The 21481-nt window shown below is 69.8% G+C and carries 17 protein-coding genes; 8 read left to right on the top strand and 9 right to left on the bottom strand.

The features are described 5' to 3' along the window. Window positions 1–68 precede the first annotated feature (68 nt). The gene (locus tag ACFXGJ_RS14465; RefSeq protein ID WP_378620880.1) at window positions 69–608 is read left to right on the top strand and encodes a DUF5336 domain-containing protein; all 540 of its coding nucleotides are present in this window, start codon (window positions 69–71) and stop codon (window positions 606–608) included. Beyond that, entirely contained in the window at window positions 605–1576 is a 972-nt protein-coding gene (locus tag ACFXGJ_RS14460) for an NADase-type glycan-binding domain-containing protein (protein WP_378620877.1), read from the top strand. The genes ACFXGJ_RS14465 and ACFXGJ_RS14460 overlap by 4 nt, the downstream gene beginning before the upstream one ends. A 27-nt stretch (window positions 1577–1603) precedes the next feature. Here the strand turns inward: ACFXGJ_RS14460 and ACFXGJ_RS14455 are convergent, their stop codons facing one another. The 8 genes from ACFXGJ_RS14455 to ACFXGJ_RS14420 form a co-directional block, all read right to left on the bottom strand. Then, the gene (locus ACFXGJ_RS14455; RefSeq protein ID WP_378620873.1) at window positions 1604–2695 is read right to left on the bottom strand and encodes an amidohydrolase family protein; all 1092 of its coding nucleotides are present in this window, start codon (window positions 2693–2695) and stop codon (window positions 1604–1606) included. A gap of 2 nt (window positions 2696–2697) precedes the next feature. After that, window positions 2698–4275, bottom strand: a complete 1578-nt coding sequence (gene ffh, locus ACFXGJ_RS14450) for a signal recognition particle protein (RefSeq protein ID WP_378620870.1) — start codon at window positions 4273–4275, stop codon at window positions 2698–2700. 72 nt (window positions 4276–4347) lie between these two features. Then, entirely contained in the window at window positions 4348–6867 is a 2520-nt protein-coding gene (locus tag ACFXGJ_RS14445; protein WP_378620867.1) for a [protein-PII] uridylyltransferase, read from the bottom strand. Then, window positions 6857–7195, bottom strand: a complete 339-nt coding sequence (locus ACFXGJ_RS14440) for a P-II family nitrogen regulator (RefSeq protein WP_378423199.1) — start codon at window positions 7193–7195, stop codon at window positions 6857–6859. Before ACFXGJ_RS14440 ends, ACFXGJ_RS14445 begins: the two co-directional genes overlap by 11 nt. Before the next feature lie 5 nt (window positions 7196–7200). Beyond that, complete coding sequence (locus ACFXGJ_RS14435; RefSeq protein WP_378620900.1) at window positions 7201–8514, bottom strand: ammonium transporter; 1314 nt, start codon at window positions 8512–8514, stop codon at window positions 7201–7203. Window positions 8515–8789: 275 nt separating this feature from the next. Continuing rightward, complete coding sequence (locus ACFXGJ_RS14430; protein WP_378620864.1) at window positions 8790–9959, bottom strand: phosphodiester glycosidase family protein; 1170 nt, start codon at window positions 9957–9959, stop codon at window positions 8790–8792. A 160-nt stretch (window positions 9960–10119) separates the two neighbouring features. Then, complete coding sequence (gene ftsY / locus ACFXGJ_RS14425; protein ID WP_378620861.1) at window positions 10120–11562, bottom strand: signal recognition particle-docking protein FtsY; 1443 nt, start codon at window positions 11560–11562, stop codon at window positions 10120–10122. 64 nt (window positions 11563–11626) lie between these two features. After that, window positions 11627–12271 (bottom strand): TetR/AcrR family transcriptional regulator, encoded by a 645-nt coding sequence (locus tag ACFXGJ_RS14420; RefSeq protein ID WP_378620898.1) that lies wholly within the window; start codon window positions 12269–12271, stop codon window positions 11627–11629. 200 nt (window positions 12272–12471) lie between these two features. Between ACFXGJ_RS14420 and ACFXGJ_RS14415 the strand changes: the two genes are divergently transcribed. The 6 genes from ACFXGJ_RS14415 (at window position 12472) to ACFXGJ_RS14390 (ending at window position 20395) form a co-directional block, all read left to right on the top strand. After that, complete coding sequence (locus ACFXGJ_RS14415) at window positions 12472–13839, top strand: flavin-containing monooxygenase (RefSeq protein ID WP_378620857.1); 1368 nt, start codon at window positions 12472–12474, stop codon at window positions 13837–13839. A 14-nt stretch (window positions 13840–13853) separates the two neighbouring features. Then, entirely contained in the window at window positions 13854–15017 is a 1164-nt protein-coding gene (locus ACFXGJ_RS14410; RefSeq protein ID WP_378620854.1) for a serine hydrolase domain-containing protein, read from the top strand. After that, on the top strand, window positions 15014–16054 hold the full coding sequence (locus ACFXGJ_RS14405; protein WP_378620851.1) for an NAD(P)-dependent alcohol dehydrogenase: 1041 nt from the start codon (window positions 15014–15016) through the stop codon (window positions 16052–16054). The genes ACFXGJ_RS14410 and ACFXGJ_RS14405 overlap by 4 nt, the downstream gene beginning before the upstream one ends. 31 nt (window positions 16055–16085) lie before the next feature. Then, entirely contained in the window at window positions 16086–17747 is a 1662-nt protein-coding gene (locus ACFXGJ_RS14400) for a class I adenylate-forming enzyme family protein (RefSeq protein ID WP_378620849.1), read from the top strand. 46 nt (window positions 17748–17793) lie between these two features. Next, window positions 17794–19551 (top strand): amidohydrolase family protein, encoded by a 1758-nt coding sequence (locus ACFXGJ_RS14395; RefSeq protein WP_378620825.1) that lies wholly within the window; start codon window positions 17794–17796, stop codon window positions 19549–19551. 61 nt (window positions 19552–19612) lie between these two features. After that, complete coding sequence (locus ACFXGJ_RS14390) at window positions 19613–20395, top strand: SDR family NAD(P)-dependent oxidoreductase (RefSeq protein ID WP_378620822.1); 783 nt, start codon at window positions 19613–19615, stop codon at window positions 20393–20395. Between the two features lie 4 nt (window positions 20396–20399). On the opposite strand, the gene ACFXGJ_RS14385 is transcribed toward ACFXGJ_RS14390, so the two are convergent. Beyond that, a partial coding sequence (locus ACFXGJ_RS14385) for an AAA family ATPase (RefSeq protein WP_378620820.1) occupies window positions 20400–21481 on the bottom strand: 1082 nt, incomplete at its 5' end.

The raw sequence follows: 21481 nt of genomic DNA, 5'->3' as shown, positions 1-21481 counted from the left end.
CGGCTCGCCCGACGTCATCCGCCTAAACTCCGGTCAGCCGCAGCTACCGCGACCAAGGGGGACGTCAGTTGTCGTATCCGGCCTTCACGGACGGCCCACCGCCGCCGGACCGCAGCCGCGCCAGTGTGCTGGCCGCCACCGTCCTGGTGCTGGGCCTGGCCAGCCTGCTGATCGGTTTCGGCCCGTACCTGAGCGTGCACACCTCCGCAGGCGAGGTCGCCATCAGCGGATTCGTCCTGCCGCAGGGCCTGCTCGTGGTCGTCTGCCTGCTGTTCTCCGGCATCACCGCCGGACTGTCGACGTTGCCCCGTCTCGCCCTGATCCGGGGTGCGGGACCGGTGCTGCACGCGATCTCCACCGCGGCCGCGACGGTCGGGGCGCTGCTGGCCCTGTTCCTGCTGATCGTGGTCAGCAACGTGCCGCGGCTGGGAGAGGACCTGGTCGGGGACTCCCGCGACGACCTGACCCTGGTCGTCGGACTCGGCTGGGCCGGCATCACGGTGCTCGCGCTGGCGATCGTTCAGTCGCTGGTGGCCTTCGCCGCCCTCGCCTACGACCTGGGGCTCGCGCAGGCACGCCGCTTCCCCGAGAAGGCGGAAGCCGCATGACCGACGGCCCGAAGCCGGGCGCGACGCCGCCGAAGCCCGAACCGGCCGCGCCGGCACCGACAACACCCGGTACGGCGGCGGCCGACGCACCGACCACCGTGATACCCGCCACGGCGGCAGCGGTCCCGGCGCCCTCGACAGACCCCGACCAGCCGCCGGCGAGCACCGTCGACCCGGCGCCTGCCACGCCCCCGCCGACCACACCGGCTCCCCCGGCGGCCTCCCAGTCGTCCCCACCCCCGTACCGACCGCCGCTGTCCGTGCGCGGGTGGCTCGCGGTCCTGGCCGCCGTGGCGATCGTGGTCGCCCTCCTCGGCGGTGGCGGATACCTGCTCAATCGCGCACTGACGCAGGACAATTCGACGACGGTCGCCGGCAGCGCCACCGCGGAGTCCGACGGATCCGACGGATCGTCCGACACGACGACGGGCTCGACCGGGCCCACGAACACGATGCCGGTCACCCCCACCGGTGTGGTCGCCGCCTGCGCGACCTACCCGCCGGCGGTGGACTCGGCCGGGCGACCGCACACCTACGAGGCGCCCAACGCCACCGACGGCGACCTGACCACCGCGTGGCGCTGCCGGGGAACCCAGGGCCAGTCACTGTCGATCAGTTTCGTCTGCGCTCAGCAGCTCGCGACCGTCGGCATCGACCCCGGCCACGACAAGACCGACGCCGACGGGTCCGATCGGTTCGCGCAGAACCGCAAGATCACCAGGGTGACCTGGACCTTCGACGACGGCAGCACCGTCGAGCAGGAACTGAAGCCCGAACGGGGCATCCAGACCCTCGAGGTCGACAAGACCAGCCGCACCGCGAAGTTGACCGTCGTCTCGACGGTCGACGGTCAGCCGATCACGAATCGGACCGGTGAGCAGTTCGCGCCGTTCAACGACGTCACCTCGGTCAGCGAGGTCCGGTTCACCGCGCGGGCCGGCGACGGGGGCGACGGCTGCGCGAAGTGAGAGGCTGCGCGAAGTGATCGGCCGCGGTCAGGCGAACCGGCCTCGCGCCGCGACCACCCGACCGCGCAGGACCACCAGGTCGGGCTCGGCGAGCACGTCCGGCCCGGTGCGTGGATCCCGGTCGTAGACGAGCAGGTCCGCGGGCGCCCCGGCCTCGAGTCCGGGGTGGCCCAGCCAGGTGCGGGCATCCCAGCAGGCGGCGCCGAGGGCCCCGGTCGGACCGAGCCCGACCGCGGCGAGCGCCGCGACCTCGTCGGCGATCCGGCCGTGCCGGATCGAGCCGCCCGCATCAGTTCCCGCGTAGATCGGGATCCCGGCCTCGTGCGCCGCGCCGATCGTCGCCCCGACCCGCGCGTGCAGGTCCCGCATGTGCGCGGCGTAGACGGGGAACCGGTCGGCGGAATCGGCGATCTCGGGGAAGGTCGCGATGTTGATCAGCGTCGGCACCAGCGCGGTACCGCGTTCGACCATCATCTCGATGGTGTCGGCGGTCAGTCCGGTGCCGTGTTCGATGCAGTCGATGCCGGCCTCGATCAGGCCGGGCAGCGCGTCCTCGCCGAACACGTGCGCGGTGACCCGGGCGCCGACCCGGTGCGCGGCGTCGATCGCCTCCTTGAGCACGGCGTCGCCCCACAGCGGACGCAGGTCGCCCACCGACCGGTCGATCCAGTCCCCGACCAGCTTGACCCAGCCGTCGCCGCGCAGGGCCTGCTCGGTGACCGCCGCGGGCAGCTGCGACTCGTCCTCGAGGTCGATCGGCAGGCCACGGATGTACCGCTTGGCCATCGCGATGTGCCGGCCGGCCCGGACGATCCGCGGCAGGTCCGCGCGCTGGTCGAGGGCGCGGGTGTCCACGGGCGAGCCCGCGTCCCGCAGCAGCAGCACCCCGGCGTCGCGTTCGGTCTGCGCCTGGGCGAGCACGCCCGCCTCGTCCTCGTGACCGCCGCCGTACCGGATGCCGACGTGGCAGTGCGCGTCGACGAGTCCGGGGAGGATCCAGCCCGAGCCGCTGAGCGTCTCCGCGCCTGCGACGGGCTCGGAGGAGATCACCCCGTCGTCGATCCACAGCTCGACGGGCTCCTCGACGGGCAGCCCGACACCGGCCAGCCGCACCGCCACGACTACTTCTTCGGCAGCTTGAGCTGGGACAGGTCGATGCCCTCGAGACCCGGCGGCAACTCGTCGAGGCCCTTCGGCATCTTCGACAGATCCATGCCGGGCGGCAGGCCGGGGAATCCACCCGGCATACCGGCGGGCATGCCGGGGAATCCGCCGCGGATCTTCGGCTGGGTCGGGCCCTTGCCGCCCTTCTTCCCCTTCTTGCCCTTCTTGCTGCGCTGGCTCGACCGCGCGCCGGGCATGCCCATCCGGCCGGCCATCGCGGCCATCATCTTGCGGGCCTCGAAGAATCGGTCGACCAGCTGGTTGACGTCGGAGACCTTGACGCCGGAGCCGTTGGCGATGCGCAGCCGCCGGGAGGCGTTGATGATCTTGGGATCCTCGCGCTCGGCGGGGGTCATGCCGCGGATGATCGCCTGCACCCGGTCGAGCTGCTTCTCGTCGACGTTGGCCAACGCGTCCTTCATCTGGCCCGCGCCGGGGAGCATGCCCAGCAGGTTGCCGATCGGACCCATCTTGCGCACGGCCATCATCTGCTCGAGGAAGTCCTCGAGGGTGAGCTGGCCGGAGCCGATCTTGTGCGCGGCGGCCTCGGCCTGTTTCGCATCGAAGACCTGCTCGGCCTGCTCGATGAGGCTGAGCACGTCGCCCATGCCGAGGATCCGGCTGGCCATCCGGTCGGGGTGGAAGACGTCGAAGTCCTCGAGCTTCTCACCGGTCGACGCGAACATGATCGGTTCGCCGGTGATCTCGCGGACGCTGAGCGCGGCGCCGCCGCGCGCGTCTCCGTCGAGCTTGGTCAGCACCACGCCGGTGAACCCGACGCCTGCCTTGAACGCCTCCGCGGTGTGCACCGCGTCCTGGCCGGTCATCGCGTCGAGGACGAACAGCACCTCGTCGGGCTGCACGGCGTCGCGGATGCCCGCGGCCTGGCCCATCAGTTCCTCGTCGATGCCGAGGCGGCCCGCGGTATCGACGATCACGACGTCGTAGTGCTTGGCGCGAGCCTCCTCGATGCCGCGGCGCGCGACGTCGACCGGGTCGGCCGCGGACACGCCGAGCTCGTTGTCGCCGCCACCGATCGAGGTGCCCGGGTGCGGGGCGAAGACCGCCGCACCGGCCCGCTCGCCGACGATCTGCAGCTGGCTGACGGCGCCGGGGCGCTGCAGGTCGCACGCCACCAGCAGCGGGGTGTGGCCCTGTCCGGCCATCCACTTGGCGAGCTTGCCCGCGAGGGTCGTCTTACCGGAACCCTGCAGGCCGGCGAGCATGACGACGGTCGGCGGGTTCTTCGCGAACTGCAGTCGCCGGGTCTCGCCGCCGAGAATGCCGACGAGTTCCTCGTTGACGATCTTGACGACCTGCTGGGCCGGGTTGAGCGCGCCGGAAACCTCGGCGCCCTTCGCCCGCTCCTTGATCTTGGCGATGAAGGAGCGGACGACGGGCAGCGCGACGTCGGCCTCGAGCAGCGCGAGCCGGATCTCCCGGCACGTCGCGTCGATGTCGGCACCGGACAACCGGCCCTTGCCACGCAGGTCCTTGAGGGCACCTGTCAACCTGTCGGAAAGGGATTCGAACACCGATCGGGCTCCTGGCTGGTCGAGTTGTCTGGTCGTGTTGCCGCCTGGGGACGTGCAGACTCGAGCCCCAGCCTAGCCGCTGCCGGGGACGTCCCCGTTCTCACTGTCCTTCTTCGGCGGCGATTGCGGCACGACGGCCAGGATCGCCGCCTCGACGTCCTGCCGCGTCACCCGAGAATCGGTGCCCCCCAGGTCCAGCCCGAAGGCGTCGACCACGGACGCGCCGAGCGTCGACACCCGCGCCCACTGCACGTCCACGCCGTGTTGCTCGAACGCCGCGGCGAGTCGGCAGAGCAGCCCGAGGCGATCCTCGGTCCGCAGTTCGACGATCGCCTGGCCGTCGGTGGCCGAGTCGAACCAGATGATCCGCGGCGGGGCCTGGGCGTACTGCACGGGCACACCCGCGACGCCCAGTTCGAGCGCCTGTTCGGCCTTGGCCTGCTCCTCCTTCTGCGCGAGCATCGCGACGAGGTCGAGTTCGCCTGCGACCGCCCGGATCAGCTCCTGCCGGAGCAGACCCGCCTGCGGCGGAGCACCGAACCGCGGCGAGACCGTGAACGAGTTCACCGCCGACCCCTCGTGACTGCCGACCGAGGCGGACAGCACCCGCAGCGAGTGCAGTGCCAGCACGCCCGCGGCGTCCGAGAGCAACCCGGGACTGTCGGGCGCGACCACGGTGACGGTGTAGGTGTGCGCTCCCTCCGCCGGTTGCAGCAGCACGTGCACTCCCCCGTCCGCGGCCAGCGCGGCCGCCTGGGGGTCGATCCGGTCCGGTTCGGGCAGCCGCTCGCCGGCCATCACCAGACGGCAGCGCCTGACCAGTTCGCCGAGCAGCGAGGACTTCCAGTCACCCCACACCCCGGGCCCGGTCGCCAGCGAGTCGGCCTCGGCCAGCGCCGCGAGCAGGTCGAGCAGGACCAGGTCGCCGTCGAGCGCATCGACCACCATCTGCACCGTGGCGGGGTCGTCCAGGTCGCGACGGGTCGCCGTCGACGGCAGCAGCAGGTGGTGACGGACCATCGCCGTGAGCAGGGCGACGTCCGACGGCCACATGCCGAGCCGATTGCCGATCTGGGTGGCCAGTTCCGCGCCGACGGCGCTGTGGTCGCCGCCGCGCCCCTTGCCGATGTCGTGCAGCAGCGCACCGAGGACGAGCAGATCCGGTCGCGAGACCCGGGTGGTGAACGCACTCGCCTGCACTGCCGTCTCCACCAGGTGGCGGTCCACGGTCCAGGTGTGCACGGCATCGCGCGGCGGCAGGTCGCGCACCGCACCCCACTCCGGCAACAGCCGTCCCCACAACCCGGTCCGGTCCAACGCCTCGACCACGGCGGTCGTGCGACTGCCGGAGCCGAGAAGCACCAGCAGGTCTCCGAGAGCTTCGCTCGGCCACGGTTCGCGAAGCTCCGGCGCGCTGTCCGAGAGCCGGCTCAGCGTCGAGGCCGAGATCGGCATGCCGGTCTGCGCCGCGGCCGCGGCCACCCGCATGATCAGGCCGGGGTCCTTGGTCGGTCTGGCATCGCGGGCCAGCACGACCTCGCCCGCGTGCTCGACCACCCCCTCGTCGAGCGGGCGGCGGACGGGCATCCGGCGCAGCCGTGAGAGTCCGCGTCGCGGAAGCGCGTTCGCGGCGGTGCGCAGTCCCACGTCCACCGAGTAGCTGACCGTCCGCGCGGAGTCGCTGAGCATCCGGGCCAGGTCGAACCGGTCGCCGATCCGCAGGGCCGCCCCGATCTCGTCGGCGTCCTGGGCGCGCAGCTGGTCCCGGGCCCGGCCCGCCACCCGATGCAGCTCGGTTCGCACGTCGAGCAGGCGGTCGTGCGCGAAGACCAGTCCGCCACCGGGCGTGTCGGGTCCGAGCCCCGGTAGGGCGTCGGTCAGCTGGGCGATCGCGAGCGCGTCGAGCAACTGAACGTCCCGCAGCCCGCCGCGGCCGTTCTTGATGTCCGGCTCGGCGCGGTGCGCGATCTCGCCGCTGCGCGACCACCGCGCGCGGGTCATCTCGATCAGTTCGTCGAAGCGCGAACGGATTCCGGTTCGCCACTGCCTGCGGACGCCGCCGATGAGCAGGTTGCTCAGCTCCACGTCGCCCGCGATGTGCCGGGCCTCGAGCAGCCCCAGTGCGGCGGTCAGGTCGCTCGATGCCACCTGGATCGCCTGCGGGACCGTCCGAACGCTGTGATCGAGCTTGATGTGCGCGTCCCACAACGGGTACCAGAGCCGGTCCGCGACCTCCGAGACGATCTCGGGTTCGAGGTCGTCGTGCAGTAGCACCAGGTCGAGGTCGGAGTACGGCAGCAGTTCGCGCCGACCGAGCCCGCCCACCGCGACGATCGCGAATCCACTGTCGGGCTTGATCCCGAGTTCGGCCCCCTTGGTGGTCAACCAGAGCTCGTGCAGGTCGACCAGCGCCTGACGCAGCGCCGGCGCGTCCAGCCTGCGCGTGCGAGAACCGCCGTCCAACAACTGTTTCCGGGCCCGAACGAGGTCGTCCGCGGCGACCGCACCCCGGGACGAGGGCGGCCCCGACCCCGCCGACGATGCGGCGGGATCGGGGCCACCAGATCCGGACCCGTTGGGGTCAGAGCGCATCCGCGCCCCGTTCGCCCGTGCGGACCCGGATGACCGACTCCACCGGAGAGACCCAGACCTTGCCGTCGCCGATCTTCCCCGTGCGTGCGGCCTCGACGATCACCTCGACGACCTTGTCGACGGCCGAGTCGTCCACGACCACCTCGACGCGCACCTTGGGTACGAAGTCCACGGAGTACTCAGCACCGCGGTAGACCTCGGTGTGGCCCTTCTGCCGGCCGTACCCCTGAACCTCGCTGACTGTCATGCCGAGCACCCCGGCCTGCTCGAGGCCTGTCTTGACATCCTCGAGGGTGAACGGCTTGACGATTGCCGTGATCAGCTTCATATTTCTCATGCCTCCCTGACGGTGACGGTCGCGCGGCTCGGCACCGTGCTCGCTCCGATTGCGACGAAGTCGTATGCGTTCTCAGCGTGCTCCGTGTCGTCCAGTCCCCTGGCCTCGCTCTCTGCACTGGCCCGAAGTCCGATCGTGTACTTCACGATAAGGGCAATGATCGTCGTGGCGACGAGCGAGTACAGCAGAACCGCTCCCGCGCCGACCGCCTGACGCCAGAGCTGGTCGAAACCACCACCGTAGAAGAGGCCCTTGACGCCCGCGGGCGCCTCCGTGGTGGCGACCAGTCCGACCAGCAACGTACCCACCAGACCGCCGACCAGGTGGACGCCGACCACGTCCAGCGAATCGTCGAAGCCGAAGCGGTACTTGAGGCCGACGGCCAGGGCACACAGCACGCCGGCGACGACGCCGATGACCAGGGCGCCGACCACGTTCACCGACGAGCAGGACGGGGTGATCGCGACGAGGCCCGCGACGATGCCGGACGCGGCGCCGAGGGTGGTGGCGTGACCGTCGCGGATGCGCTCGACCAGCAGCCAGGCGAGCATCGCGGCGCAGGTCGCGACCACGGTGGTGACGAAGGTGGCGCCGGCGACGCCGTTGGAGCCCACCGCCGAACCCGCGTTGAATCCGAACCAGCCGAACCACAGCAGGGCGGCGCCGAGCATCACGAAGGGCAGGTTGTGCGGCCGGAAGGGGGTGGTCGGCCAGCCGCGACGCTTGCCGAGCACGATGGCGAGCACCAGGCCCGCGACACCCGCGTTGATGTGGACGGCCGTACCACCGGCGAAGTCGATTGCCTTGAGCTTGTTGGCGATCCAGCCACCGTGGGTGGCGGTGACGCCGTCGAAAGCGAACACCCAGTGCGCGACCGGGAAGTACACGATCGTCGCCCACAGGCCGGCGAAGAGCAGCCAGGGCCCGAAGCGCAGGCGGTCGGCTACCGCACCGGAGATCAGTGCGACGGTGATGATCGCGAACATCGCCTGGAAGGCCACGAACACCGTGGCGGGGATCGTGCCGACGAGCGGAATCGCCACGGCGGCCCCGGTGGTCGCATTGGCGAGGTAGGTCCCGCCGAACAGGCCCTTGAGCCCGAAGTACTGGAACGGATCGCCGAAGAGATTGCCCTTGTCCTCGCCGAAGGCCATCGAGTAGCCGTACAGCACCCAGAGCACCCCGACGACGCCCATCGCGCCGATGCTCATCATGATCATGTTCAGCACGCTCTTCGCACGAACCATGCCGCCGTAGAAGAACGCCAGTCCCGGGGTCATCAGCAACACCAGCGCGGCGCTGATCAGCATCCACGCAGTGTCACCGGTGTCCGGCACTCCGATAGTGGGAAAGTCCACGTTGAGCTCCTCCTTCTGTCGTTCCGCCGGTGCGGCTGTCGACCTGATGAGAAGGGTGCTCAGCTGGTGTTTCAGCCGTGGCGCTGCGATGTTTCACTCGAGTGAACGCATTCGGGGTCCGTGTTGCTTCTACGTTTCGTGCTGCGCCGATCGAACCGCCGCTCGATGTGCGGCGGCCCGGCGGAGCCCGACCGCGGCGCCGGACCGCCCGTCGCTTCACGCGGGTGCTATCGCCGCGTGCGCAGTCCGAGCCAGCCGGGCACGGGTCGCTCGGCACCCGGCGAGCAGTACGCCCCCGGAACCTGTGCGCAGGACCCGGCGGGCGCGATCCCCGCGTTGATTCCCTGCCCGGCCCAGGTGATTCCGGCGTCCTTGTTCACGATCAGGGCCGAGGATCCGCCGCCGTCGAGTACGACGGCACGGTCCGAGCCGAGCGCGCGGAACGCGTCCTGCACGTTGCCGATGGTGAATCCGTCGGCCTCGTTGCTGCCGCCCTGGAAGACGTACAGCTCGTCGCGGGAGGTGTTGAAGCCGACGGCGGTGCGGGCGGCCCTGCGGATCGGGTTGTCGACGAACTGGAAATCCGGTCCCGGGCCGCGGATCTTGAGACCGCCGAACGCGACGAACGACCGTCCGCTGTACTCGAGCTGATTGACCAGGTCCTCCGCGGCGTTGTTGCGGGTCGCCGAATCCGCGTCGCGGATGTCGAAGTTCGCATCGGTCGGCATGCCCAGGAAGCCGTCACCGATGACGAACGTCGACAGCGGCGACCACACCTTCCCGGCACCGTCACTCAGCCCCTCCTTGCCGACGTAGAAGCGGCGACCGAGGTCGAAGATGGATGCCGCACTGTGAGTGTCGGGGTGGGCGTCGTAGTACGCACCGAGCGGGGAGCTGCAGCCACTCTGCGACCAGTTGGTGCCCGCCCCCTGCGCCCGCACGTCGAAGAAGTTGGCGTTGATCGCGATCGCCGGCGAACCCATCCGGTGCCACGCATCGACCGGCGCGTACACCTCGGCGTTCTGACGCATGCCGTCGGAGGTGACGGCATTCGGGTTGCCCTCACAGCGGCCCGACGAGTCGGACAGCAACTGCGACACGAGCCCGGAGTGCGAGGCGCGGCCGATCACGACAAGCCGAGCATCTGTCGGCATGTCGTAGGCCTGTCCCGCGGCGGTGATCATGGGGACCGGGAAGTCGCGGCCGAACTGGTAGGCCAGCGGCGCACCGCCCGAGGCCGCGACGGCGGCGTTCAGTCGGGCCTGCGCGCCGGCGAAGTCGTCTGCTTGTGCGGGGGCAGCGAACACCGGGGCCAGCACTCCCGCACAGAGCGCTGTCGCTGCGGTGGTGGTGACGATCCTTCGGGTGATTCTCGCGGCGGTAGCGCTGATACGCACGGGCGTCCTCTCGTGTGACCGGGCCCGACTACAACGTTCGATGTGGCATATGTCACGCTCGAACGCGGCTAGTAGACACCGGCAGTCACGCCACCGTGACTCGGTGCCAGCGCATCGTTATCGATTTGTTATCAAATGCGTGGAACCGCCCGGTCCGAGGTCAGCCGAGCAGCGCGTCCACGAAGGCTTCCGGCTCGAACGGGGCGAGGTCGTCGGCACCCTCCCCCAGGCCCACCAGCTTCACGGGCACGCCGAGCTCGTGCTGCACCTGGAAGACGATGCCGCCCTTGGCGGTGCCGTCGAGCTTGGTGAGGACGACACCGGTGATGTCGACGACCTCGGCGAACACCCGAGCCTGGACGAGGCCGTTCTGGCCGATCGTCGAATCGAGCACGAGCAGCACCTCGTCCACCGGAGCCTGCTTCTCGACCACCCGCTTGACCTTGCCCAGCTCGTCCATCAGTCCGGTCTTGGTGTGCAGGCGGCCGGCGGTGTCCACGATGACGACGTCGACACCGGTCTCGATGCCCTTGCTGACCGAGTCGAAGGCGATCGCGGCGGGGTCGGCGCCCTCCTTGCCTCGCACCACCTCGGCCCCGACGCGTTCGGCCCACGTCTGCAGCTGATCCGCCGCGGCCGCACGGAAGGTGTCGGCGGCACCGAGGAGCACGCGACGCCCGTCCGCGACGAGCACCCGGGCCAGCTTGCCGGTGCTGGTGGTCTTGCCGGTGCCGTTGACGCCGACGACCAGCAGCACACCGGGGGTGGCGTCGTGCGGCAGCGCCCTGATCGAGCGGTCCATCTCGGGATGCAGGGCCTCGATCAGCACCGAGCGCAGCAGCGCCCGGGCCTGCGCCTCGGTCTTGACGCTGCCTGCCGCGATCTCGGCGCGCAGCTTGGTGACGATCTCCTCGGTGACCGCGCTGCCCAGGTCCGCGATCAGCAGCGTGTCCTCGATCTCCTCCCAGGAGTCCTCGTCGAGGTCGCCGCCGCCGAGCAGCCCGAGCAGGGACTTGCCGACCGCCGACTGCGAACGCGCGAGTCGGCCGCGGAGCCGGTCGAGGCGTCCCGCGGTCGGTGCGATCTCCTCGATCGCGGGGGCCGCGGGAACCTCCGGTTCGGCCACGACCTCCGGCGCGAGCACCTCGGGTTCGGCAACGACCTCGGGCTCTGTGACCTCGGGTGCAGCCTCGACGACCTCAGGCTCGACAACCTGGGGCTCGACAACCTGGGGCTCTACGACCTCGGGCTCTACGACCTCCGGCTCGGCGACCTCGGGCTCTACGACCTCCGGCTCGGCGACCTCGGGCTCGGGCTCGGCAACCTTCGGTTCCACGATCGGCGGCACGACGATCTTCGGGACCACCGGTTCCGGCGTCGGCTTGGGCGGAGCCGTGGCCGTCGCACCCTGACTGAAGTTGAACCCGCTCTCGGCCTTGTATCCCCCGGAGCGGTCCTTGGCCTCGCCCAACGCTTCCGGCGTCGCCTTGTCGGTCGGCGCGAGGCTGATCTGCCGTCGGCGATACAGCACGGCCCCCACGACGAGGGCAACGAGAAGTACGGCCACGACGGCCGCGATTGCGATCCAGGCTCCGGTAGTCACCGACCCATACTCTCAGGCCCGGGCAACGAGGGCGCACCGCGGTGAGGTGCGTCTGCGGTACGGGTCAATCGGAGGAGCGGTCACGCACGGCCGGCGCCGACAGTGCCGGGAACCAGATGTCCGTGAGGACCTCCGCGGCGCGGTCAGCGGAGACGTCGATCGTTCCGAGCATCGCCCACCTGGTGAAGAACCGCTCGAGTTGTGTCACGAGAAGTTCGACGCGCAGGCGGGCCTCGTCACGTTCGCTCTCCGGCCAGCGCGCGAGGTAGCCCGTCATGGAGTTCGGGAGGGCCACGATTCCCGCACGGGCGATGGCCCGGAACTCGGGCTCGAGAGCCGTCGCCTCGTCCCAGGCCTGGAGCATGTCCTTGTACCTGTGGAACCACTCGATGGCGCGGGTGATCCAGTCCGTGAACTCGGCGCGCGATCCGGTGTCGAGTACGCGGTCGAGGTCCTGGTAGAAGGCCAGCGCGGTCGGCGCCATGCCGTCCTGCGCCAGCGCCAACAGGACGTCCACCTTGCCCGGGAAATGCAGGTAGAACGTCGCCCGGCTGCAGCCGACCTCGGCGACGATGTCGTCGACCGTCACGGCTGCGTAGCCCCGGGCCGCGAAGAGCCCCCGCGCCGATTCCATGAGCTTGGCACGGGTCGCTCGCTTCTGTTCGTCGCGCAACGTACCGCGCCGGCCTTTGACCTCACCTGTTGCCATGCTCACGTCCCCACCCTGTCCCACGTCGGCCGATCGGGCAAATCGACCCGTTACTGAACCAACTTTACGTCATTCACTTGACAGTGCGTCAGCCAACGTGAACTATGGCGCACATCACGTTTCAGGGGCAGTGATGGCAGCAGTCACCTCGCCATCCGCGCTCTGATCGGACCGGCACACCGCACAGAAAGCGATCGCGAATGAGCTCGAGGAATCTGCCGACCGTCTGCGTCATCGGCGCCGGACCGTCCGGTATCACGACCGCGAAGCGGCTGAAGGACTACGGCATCCCGTTCGACTGCTTCGAGGCCTCCGACGAGGTCGGCGGCAACTGGTACTACAAGAACCCCAACGGGATGTCGGCCTGCTACCAGAGCCTGCACATCGACACCTCCAAGTGGCGCCTCGCCTTCGAGGACTTCCCGGTCCCCGCCGAGTGGCCCGACTTTCCGCACCATTCGTTGCTGTTCCAGTACTTCAAGGACTACGTCGCCCATTTCGGCCTGCGGGACAAGATCACCTTCAACACCTCCGTGGACCACGCCGAGCGGGGTGCGGACGGCCTGTGGACCGTCACGCTGTCCACCGGCGAGACGCGCGCCTACGACGCGCTGATCGTGTGCAACGGGCACCACTGGGACCCGCGGACCCCGGACTACCCCGGACAGTTCGACGGCACGCTGATCCACAGCCACGAGTACAACGACCCGTTCGACCCGATCGACATGCGCGGCAAGAACGTCGTGGTGGTCGGGATGGGCAACTCCGGCCTGGACATCGCCTCCGAGCTCTCGCAGCGCTTCCTGGCCAAGACACTGACCGTCTCCGCCCGCCGTGGTGTCTGGGTCCTGCCGAAGTACCTGAAGGGCGTGGCCGGAGACAAGATGTCGATGCCGGCGTGGATGCCCCGCCCGCTCTCCATGGCGCTTCAACGGCGCTTCCTGAACAAGAACATCGGCACCATGGAGGGCTACGGACTACCCAAGCCCGACCACCTGCCCTTCCAGGCGCACCCATCCGCGAGCGGCGAGTTCCTCGGCAAAGCGGGCTCGGGCGACATCGCGTTCAAGCCCGCGATCACAGCGCTGGAGGGCAAGCAGGTGCGCTTCGCCGACGGCAGCACCCTGGACGTCGACGTGATCGTCTGCGCTACCGGCTACCACATCAGCTTCCCGTTCTTCACCGATCCGAACCTGTTGCCCGACAGCGAGAACCGCTTCCCGCTGTTCAAGCGGATGATGAAGCCCGACATCGACAACCTGTTCTTCATGGGCCTCGCGCAGCCGATGCCGACCCTCGTGAACTTCGCCGAGCAGCAGAGCAAGCTCGTCGCCGCCTATCTCGCGGGCGAGTACCTGCCCCCGGCGCCCAGCGAGATGGGCGCCGTCCTTGCCGCCGACGAGGAGTACTACCTCAAGCCGTACTACAAGTCCCCCCGCCACACCATCCAGTGCGAGTTCGATCCCTACGTGCGCAACCTGAAGAAGGAAATCGTCGACGGCGGCAAGCGCGCCCAGGCCGCGGGCAACGCGTTGCCCGTGCCCGCTCGCGCCCTGCAGAACGCCTGACGGGAGGAGATCCGATGACACTGACAGAGGGATTCTGTGCGGAGGGCTTCGAGCCGGTCCGCGAGGCACTCGAACAGCAGCTCGCGTCGGGCGAGGAGCTCGGCGCGTCCGTCTGCGTGACCGTGGACGGGCAGCCGGTCGTCGACATCTGGGGCGGGCACACCGATCAGGACCGGACCACGGCCTGGGCCGAGGACACCATCGTCAACGTCTTCTCGATCACCAAGACGATGACCGCGCTGAGCGCGCTGCTGCTCGTCGATCGCGGACTGTTGGACCTGAACGAGAAGGTCGCGCACTACTGGCCCGAGTTCGGCGCGAACGGCAAGGCGGGCATCGAGATCCGGCACCTGCTCTCGCACACCTCCGGGGTGTCCGGCTGGGAGCGACCGATCGAGCTCGAGGACATCTACGACCACGAGGCCGCCAGCGCGCGGCTCGCCACGCAGGCCCCGTGGTGGGAGCCCGGCACCGCGTCGGGATACCACGCACTCAACTACGGGCATCTCGTCGGCGAGGTGATCCGGCGGGTCGACGGCCGAACGCTGGGCCGCTTCTTCACCGACGAGCTGGCGCAGCCCCTGAACGCCGACTTCCACATCGGTACCGGCCCGGAGCATTTCGGCCGGATCGCCCCGCTGGTGCCGCCGCCCGCGCTCGAGTTCGACATGGCCACCCTCGACCAGGACAGCATTCTCGTCAAGACGCTCACCTGCCCCTTGCTCGACTACGAGCGCACTTCGGACGCGGCATGGCGGCAGGCGGAGATCGGGGCCGCCAACGGGCACGGCAACGCGCGGTCCATCGCCCGGCTGCAGTCGATCGTCTCCGGTGGCGGCGTGTTGGACGGCAAGACCTGGCTGTCACCGGACACCGTCGAGGCGATCTTCCGTGAGCAGGCGGACGGCCTGGACCTGGGGATCATGACGCCGCTGCGGTTCGGGATCGGATACGGGCTGCCGCACGCACAGACCGTGCCCATCGTGCCCGATGGCAAGGTGTGCTGGTGGGCGGGTCTCGGCGGGTCGTTCGTCGTCAACGACCTCGACCGAGGAGTCACCTTCGCGTACGCGATGAACAAGATGGCGCCCGGGATCATCGGATCCGACCGCGCCGACGCCTACCTGCACGCCACCAACGAGGCCGTTCGATCGGCACGAAACGAGGTCTCCCTGTGAAAGCCCTACAGCTCACCGACCCGGGTGTCATCGAGATCCGGGACGTCCCCGTGCCGGAGATCGGTCCGTCCGACCTGTTGATCCGCGTCGGCGCGGCCGGCATCTGCCACTCCGACCTGCATCTGCTGCACTTCCCGGTCAAGATGCGGGAGGAACCGCTCACCATCGGGCACGAAATCGCCGGCACCATCGAGGCCGTCGGCGGCGCGGTCGACGGTCGGCAGGTCGGCGAGCGCGGGATCGTCTACCTGTGCTGGTCGTGCGGCGTCTGCCGGGAGTGCGTCAGCGGCAACGAGAACGTCTGCCTGGCCGCGGGCCGGACCGCCATGCCGCCGTGCCCCGGTCTCGGCCCGGACGGCGGCATGGCCGAGTACGTCCGGATCCCGGCCCGCTCGTTCGTCCCCATCGGCGACCTGGACTTCCTCCAGGCGGCCCCGATGGCCGATGCCGCGCTGACCAGCTACCACGCCATCCGAGGCGCCAAGGAGCACCTGCGTCCCGGCTCGACGGCCGTGGTGATCGGCGTCGGCGGGCTCGGGCACGTCGCCGTGCAGATCCTGCGCGCGCTCAGCGCGACCCGGATCGTCGCGGTGGACATCGGCCAGGACCAACTGGACCTGGCGAAGCGCTGCGGCGCCGACGTCACCCTCGAATCCGGCCCGGACACCGCACGCCAGATCCTCGAGCTGACCGGCGGCCGCGGCGCGGAGGCGGTGTTCGACTTCGTCGGCGTCGACCCCACCGCCAAGATGGCGGTCGAGTCCGTGGCACCCAACGGCGCGTACCGGATGGTCGGGCTCGGCGGCGGCGTCCCCGGCGTGACGGCCGACCCGGCGGGTGGACCCGGCTGGCCGTGGGGCGCCTCGGTCCGGAAGTCTTACGGCGGCACCCGAAGTGACCTCGTCGACTCCATCGCGCTGGCCCAGGCCGGGCGGCTCACCGTCGAGGTGGACCGATTCGACCTCGACGACGCCCGAGCGGCGTTCGACCGCCTCGAAGCGGGCAAGATCCGCGGACGAGCGGTGCTGGTTCCGTGACCGGGTACGACACGATCCGAAAGGACATGCAGTGACGAAGTCTGTTGACCCCCAGGCCTACATCGCCTCCGTGATGGCCGGACTGACGGGCCCGGGCGGCCGCTTCGAGCTGGGCGTCGAGAGCGTGCTCGGGGCCGAGATCCCAGTCATGAAGAACCGTGACCGGGCGCTCGGCGACGTCCTGAGGGCCTCGCTCGCCTACGGTGACCGGGACTACCTGGTCACCGAGGATCGCCGGATGAGCTACGCGGAACACGGGGCCGCCGCGGCCGCGCTCGCGAACGCGCTGCGTGAGCGGTACGGCGTCGGCAAGGGCGACCGCATCGGCATCCTGGCCGCCAACACCCCCGAGTGGCTCGTCGCCTTCTGGGCGGCGCAGTCGCTCGGCGCGATCGCCGTCGGCTTCAACGCCTGGTGGGCGCCGCGTGAGGTCGAGTACGGCATCGACCACACCAAGCCCACCGTCGTGGTCGCCGACGCCAAGCGCGCCGCGCTGCTCGGCGAGCTCGGCGCCGACGTCCCCGAGCTCACCATGGAGGAGGACGTCCCGCGTCTGATCGCCGAGTTCGCCGGCTCCGACCTGCCGCACACCGACGTGGACGAGGACGATCCGGCGCTGATCCTCTACACCAGCGGGACCAGCGGCCGACCCAAGGGTGCCGTGCACTCGCACCGAAATGTGCTCGCGACCATCGACTACCACCGGTTCAGCGATGCGCTCGCCGCCGCGTTCACCGGCGGCGACCCCAACTCGGATGCCCCGAGCGACCGGCGGTACCTGCTCACCTCGCCGCTGTTCCACATCGCCAGCCTGCACAACCTGGCCGTCCCCCGGCTGGCCACGGGCGGCGCGGTGGTGATCTACCAGGGCTCGTTCGACGTGGACCGCATGCTCCGGCTGGTCGAACGCGAGCGGGTGACCAACTGGGCCGCCGTCCCCACGATGGCGAATCGTCTGCTCGAGCACGAGGATCTGTCGCGATACGACCTCTCCTCGGTCACCGCGTTCGCGTTGTCGGCGGCGCCATCGTCCGCGGCGTTCCAGGACCGCCTGCGCGAGAAGGTGCCGTTCGCGCGCAACTCCCTCGTCGACAGCTACGGCCAGACCGAGAGTGCCACCGCGATCTCCGTCGCCACTCCCCTCGATCTCGCGGCCTTCCCCGGCACGCTCGGCCGGCCCATCATCGGCGTTGCCGTTGAGGTCCGGGATCCGTTCGGGGAGAAGGTGTCCGACGGGGTGGAGGGCGAGATCTGCGCGCGCAGCCCCTACGTGATGCTCGGCTACTGGGACAATGCCGAAGCCACCGCCGCGGCGATCACCGAGGACCGCTGGCTCCGCACCGGCGACTTCGGTGTGCTCGAGAACGGCATGGTCCGGCTCACCGGGCGACGGTCGGACCTGATCCTGCGCGGCGGCGAGAACGTGTACCCGATGGAGATCGAGCAGTGCCTGGACGAGCACCCCGAGGTCCTCGAGTGCGTGGTGCTCGGCGTGGACCACCCCGACCTCGGTCAGGAGGTGGCCGCGGTGGTCGTCGCGCGGTCGGAGGGCGCGGTCACGGAGGAGGAGCTGCGGGCCTTCGCCGGTGAACGACTCGCCTACTTCAAGGTCCCGGCCCGGTGGCGGATCACCACGGTTCCGTTGCCGCGCAACGCGACCGGCAAGACGATGCGCACCCAGGTGGTCGCCTGATGGCCCCCCGGTCGGCAACCGACGTTCCAGAATGGAGTGATCTGCGATGAGCTACGACGTGATCATCAAGAACGGCCGGTGGTTCGACGGCACCGGCGCACGGTCCGAGACCCGGAATCTCGGCATCCGTGACGGGCGGGTGGCCGCCGTGTCGGTCGAGGCACTCGACGAGTCGGACTGCCCGCAGGTGGTCGACGCCGCCGGGAAGTGGGTCATCCCGGGCATGGTCGACATCCACACCCACTACGACGTCGAGGTCATCCTGAGTCCGGGGCTCGAGGAGTCGGTGCGGCACGGTGTCACCTCGATCTTCCTGGGGTCGTGCTCGCTGTCGGCGGTCCATGCCGACCCTTCCGACGCGGGCGACCTGTTCGGTCGGGTCGAGGCCATTCCGCGCAAATTCGTGGTCGACACGCTCACCGAGTCCCAGACGTGGACCTCGGCGCACGAGTACGTCGAGGCGATCGAGGCGCTGCCACTGGGCCCGAACGTGGCTTCCTTCATCGGCCATTCGGACATCCGGGCCGCGCAGATGGGCCTCGAGCGGGCGACCCGCAAGGACGTCAAGCCCACCCCGGCCGAACTCGACGCGATGGCGGCCAAACTCGAAGAGGCGCTCGACGCGGGCTTCATCGGCATGTCCTCGCAGGAACTGCTGTTCGACAAGCTCGACGGCGAGGTCTGCCGGTCCCGAACCCTGCCCTCGACGTACTCGACGCGGCAGGAACGTCGCCGGCTCAGTGGGATCCTGCGTCGCCGGGGCCGGGCATTGCAGGCAGGCCCGGACGTGGGCCGCCCGCAGTCCATGGTCGCGTTGGCGCTGAGCAGCGTCGGGCTCTTCCGCCGTCCGTTGAAGGTGAGCCTGCTCTCGGCCGCCGACGTCAAGGCGATACCGGCTGTGGCACACGTCTTCCCGGCGATGGCAAAGGCCGTCAACGGGATGCGCGGCGACTTCCGGTGGCAGCACCTTCCCGTGCCCTTCGAGGTGTACTCCGACGGCATCGATCTGCCGGTCTTCGAGGAGTTCGGATCCGGTGCCGCGGCGCTGGACCTGTCCAACCAGCTCGAGGCGCGGAGCGCGCTGCTGGCCGACGAGTCCTACCGCCGCCGCTTCCGCAAGGACTACGACAAGAAGTACGGGCCGCGGGTCTGGCACCGCGACTTCTTCGACGCCGAGATCGTCGAGTGCCCGGACGAATCGGTGATCGGCAAGACCTTCGGTCAGGTCGGGGTCGACCGGGGTGGGGTGCACCCGGTCGATGCGTTCCTCGACCTCGTCGTCGAGTACGGAACCAAGGTCAGGTGGCGCACCACGATCTCGAACCACCGGCCCGAGGTGCTCGACAAGTTCGCCTCCGATCCCGGTATCCAGCTGGGCTTCTCCGATGCGGGTGCGCACCTGCGCAACATGGCCTTCTACAACTTCGGGCTCCGCCTGCTGCGTCGCGTGCAGGACGCCGAGCGAGCGGGGAATCCGTTCATGTCGGTGGAGCAGGCAGTGCACCGGCTCACCGGCGAGCTCGCCGACTGGTACGACCTCGACGCCGGACACCTGCGTGAGGGTGACCGGGCCGACGTCGTGGTGATCGACCCGGCGCATCTCGACGCCTCGCTCGACGCCTACGCCGAATGCCCTGTCCCCGAGTACGACGGACTCTCCAGGATGGTGAACCGGAACGACGACGCGGTGGCCGCGGTGTTCGTCGGCGGCGAATGCGTCGTCCGGGACGGGGAACCGACACCCGTACTCGGCACACGGCGAACGGGACGGTTCCTGCGCGCCGGGGCACACACGACCCGGTGACCACCACCCTCGACGGAGTGGGACAACCACAGTGTGGGACAAACGAAGTGGAGACGATTCTGTGAGCGATGACAGGTTTTCCGGCCAAACCGCGGTCGTCACCGGTGCAGCATCCGGCATCGGCGAGGCCATCACCGCGCGGCTGCTGTCCGAGGGAGCGAACGTCGTCGGCATCGACCTTGCACGCGACGCACTCGACCGGATGGCGGACGAGTTCGGCCGGTCCTTCCTGCCTGCCCCCGCGGACGTGACCGTGGAGGCACAGGTAGCGGCCGCAATCGACACGGCCGCAGCGAAGTTCGGCCGGGTGGATCTCGCGTTCAACGTTGCGGGCGCAGCCCGGGTCGGAGCGATCGTCGACCTCGACGAGGCCGACTGGGACTTCACGGTCGACCTCGTGCAGAAGGGCGTGTTCCTGTGCACCAAGCACGCGGCGCGGCACATTCGCGCGTCCGGTCGGGGTGGCGCCATCGTCAACGTGTCGTCACTCAATGCCCTCATGCCCATGCCTGCCGGCAGCCCCTACTCGACGGGCAAGGCCGGGGTGGTGATGTTCAGCAAGACGGCGGCTGTCGAGTTGGCGCCCGACCGGATCCGCGTCAACACGGTGCTGCCCGGCCTGGTCGACACTCCGCTGGTGGCCCCGGTCATGGCCTACGAGCCGGCACGCGAGATGTTCCTCGAACGCATCCCGGCTGCGCGGCCGGCCACTCCCGAGGAGATCGCCGGGCCGTGCCTGTACTTGGCCAGCGACGACGCGAGCTACATCACCGGCGCGAGCCTGGTCGTGGACGGTGGATGGGAGCTGACCAACTACCCGGACCTGCGCAAGCTCGGGAGCTGAGACGTCACAGCGGCTGCGCGGCAGGTTCGGGCGTGGTCAGATTCTGCCCGCGCAGCCGCTGTGAGATCACCTGGGTGATGCCGTCGCCGCGCATGCTCACGCCGTAGAGGGCGTCCGCGACCTCCATCGTCGGTTTCTGGTGAGTGATGACGATCAGCTGCGACTTCTCGCGCAGCTGCTCGAACAGACCGATCAGGCGACGCAGATTGGTGTCGTCGAGCGCCGCCTCGACCTCGTCCATGACGTAGAACGGGGAGGGACGCGCGCGGAAGATCGCCACCAGCATCGCCACCGCGGTGAGCGACTTCTCGCCACCCGAGAGGAGCGAGAGGCGCTTGACCTTCTTGCCGGGCGGGCGGGCCTCGACCTCGATTCCGGTGGTCAGCATGTCACCGGGGTCGGTGAGCACGAGGCGGCCCTCGCCCCCGGGGAACAGCTTGCCGAACACCCCGACGAACTCGCGCTCGACGTCCGCGTAGGCCTCGGTGAACACCTGCAGGATGCGGGCGTCCACGTCCGCGACGACGCCGAGCAGGTCCTTGCGGGCGTTCTTGACGTCCTCGAGCTGGGTGGACAGGAAGTTGTACCGCTCCTCGAGGGCGGCGAACTCCTCGAGCGCGAGCGGGTTGACCTTGCCGAGCGTCGCGAGGTCCTTCTCGGCACGTTTAGCCCTGCGTTCCTGGGAGGCGCGGTCGTACGGCATCGGCGCCGGCGCGACCACCTGCTCCCCGCGCTCGCGGGCCTCTTCGTACTCGGCCATCTCCAGCGCGGAGGGCGGCAGCGGCACGTCCGGCCCGTACTCGGCGACCAGGTCGCCGAGGCCGATGCCGTGCTGCTCCGAGATGGTCGCCTCGAGCTGCTCGATGCGGGTCGCGGCCTGGGCCCGGGCCACCTCGTCGCGGTGCACGGCGTCGGTCAGCGCGGCGAGGGCGGCGGTGTACTGACGCACCCGCTCCTTGACCGCCTCGAGCTGCTGGGACCGTTCGGTCCGCTGGCGGGTCAGCTCGTCGCGGTGCGAGACCGCCGAGGCGACCACCGTCTCGAGATGCGCGGCGACGCGCTGTCCGGACTCGGCCACGGCCGCGG

The organism is Rhodococcus sp. NPDC059234, assembly GCF_042754225.1.
In the GTDB taxonomy this organism is placed as follows: domain Bacteria; phylum Actinomycetota; class Actinomycetes; order Mycobacteriales; family Mycobacteriaceae; genus Rhodococcus_G.
Note: the sequence above shows the minus strand (reverse complement) of the source record. Positions and strands in the feature narration are given on the sequence as shown.

Coding starts and splice junctions, on each gene's coding strand:
- ACFXGJ_RS14460 (WP_378620877.1), top strand. CDS start 605: ATGACCGACGGCCCGAAGCCGGGCGCGACGCCGCCGAAGCCCGAACCG.
- ACFXGJ_RS14445 (WP_378620867.1), bottom strand. CDS start 6,867: ATGCGCTCTGACCCCAACGGGTCCGGATCTGGTGGCCCCGATCCCGCC.
- ACFXGJ_RS14440 (WP_378423199.1), bottom strand. CDS start 7,195: ATGAAGCTGATCACGGCAATCGTCAAGCCGTTCACCCTCGAGGATGTC.
- ACFXGJ_RS14435 (WP_378620900.1), bottom strand. CDS start 8,514: ATGCTGATCAGCGCCGCGCTGGTGTTGCTGATGACCCCGGGACTGGCG.
- ACFXGJ_RS14420 (WP_378620898.1), bottom strand. CDS start 12,271: ATGGCAACAGGTGAGGTCAAAGGCCGGCGCGGTACGTTGCGCGACGAA.
- ACFXGJ_RS14415 (WP_378620857.1), top strand. CDS start 12,472: ATGAGCTCGAGGAATCTGCCGACCGTCTGCGTCATCGGCGCCGGACCG.
- ACFXGJ_RS14410 (WP_378620854.1), top strand. CDS start 13,854: ATGACACTGACAGAGGGATTCTGTGCGGAGGGCTTCGAGCCGGTCCGC.
- ACFXGJ_RS14395 (WP_378620825.1), top strand. CDS start 17,794: ATGAGCTACGACGTGATCATCAAGAACGGCCGGTGGTTCGACGGCACC.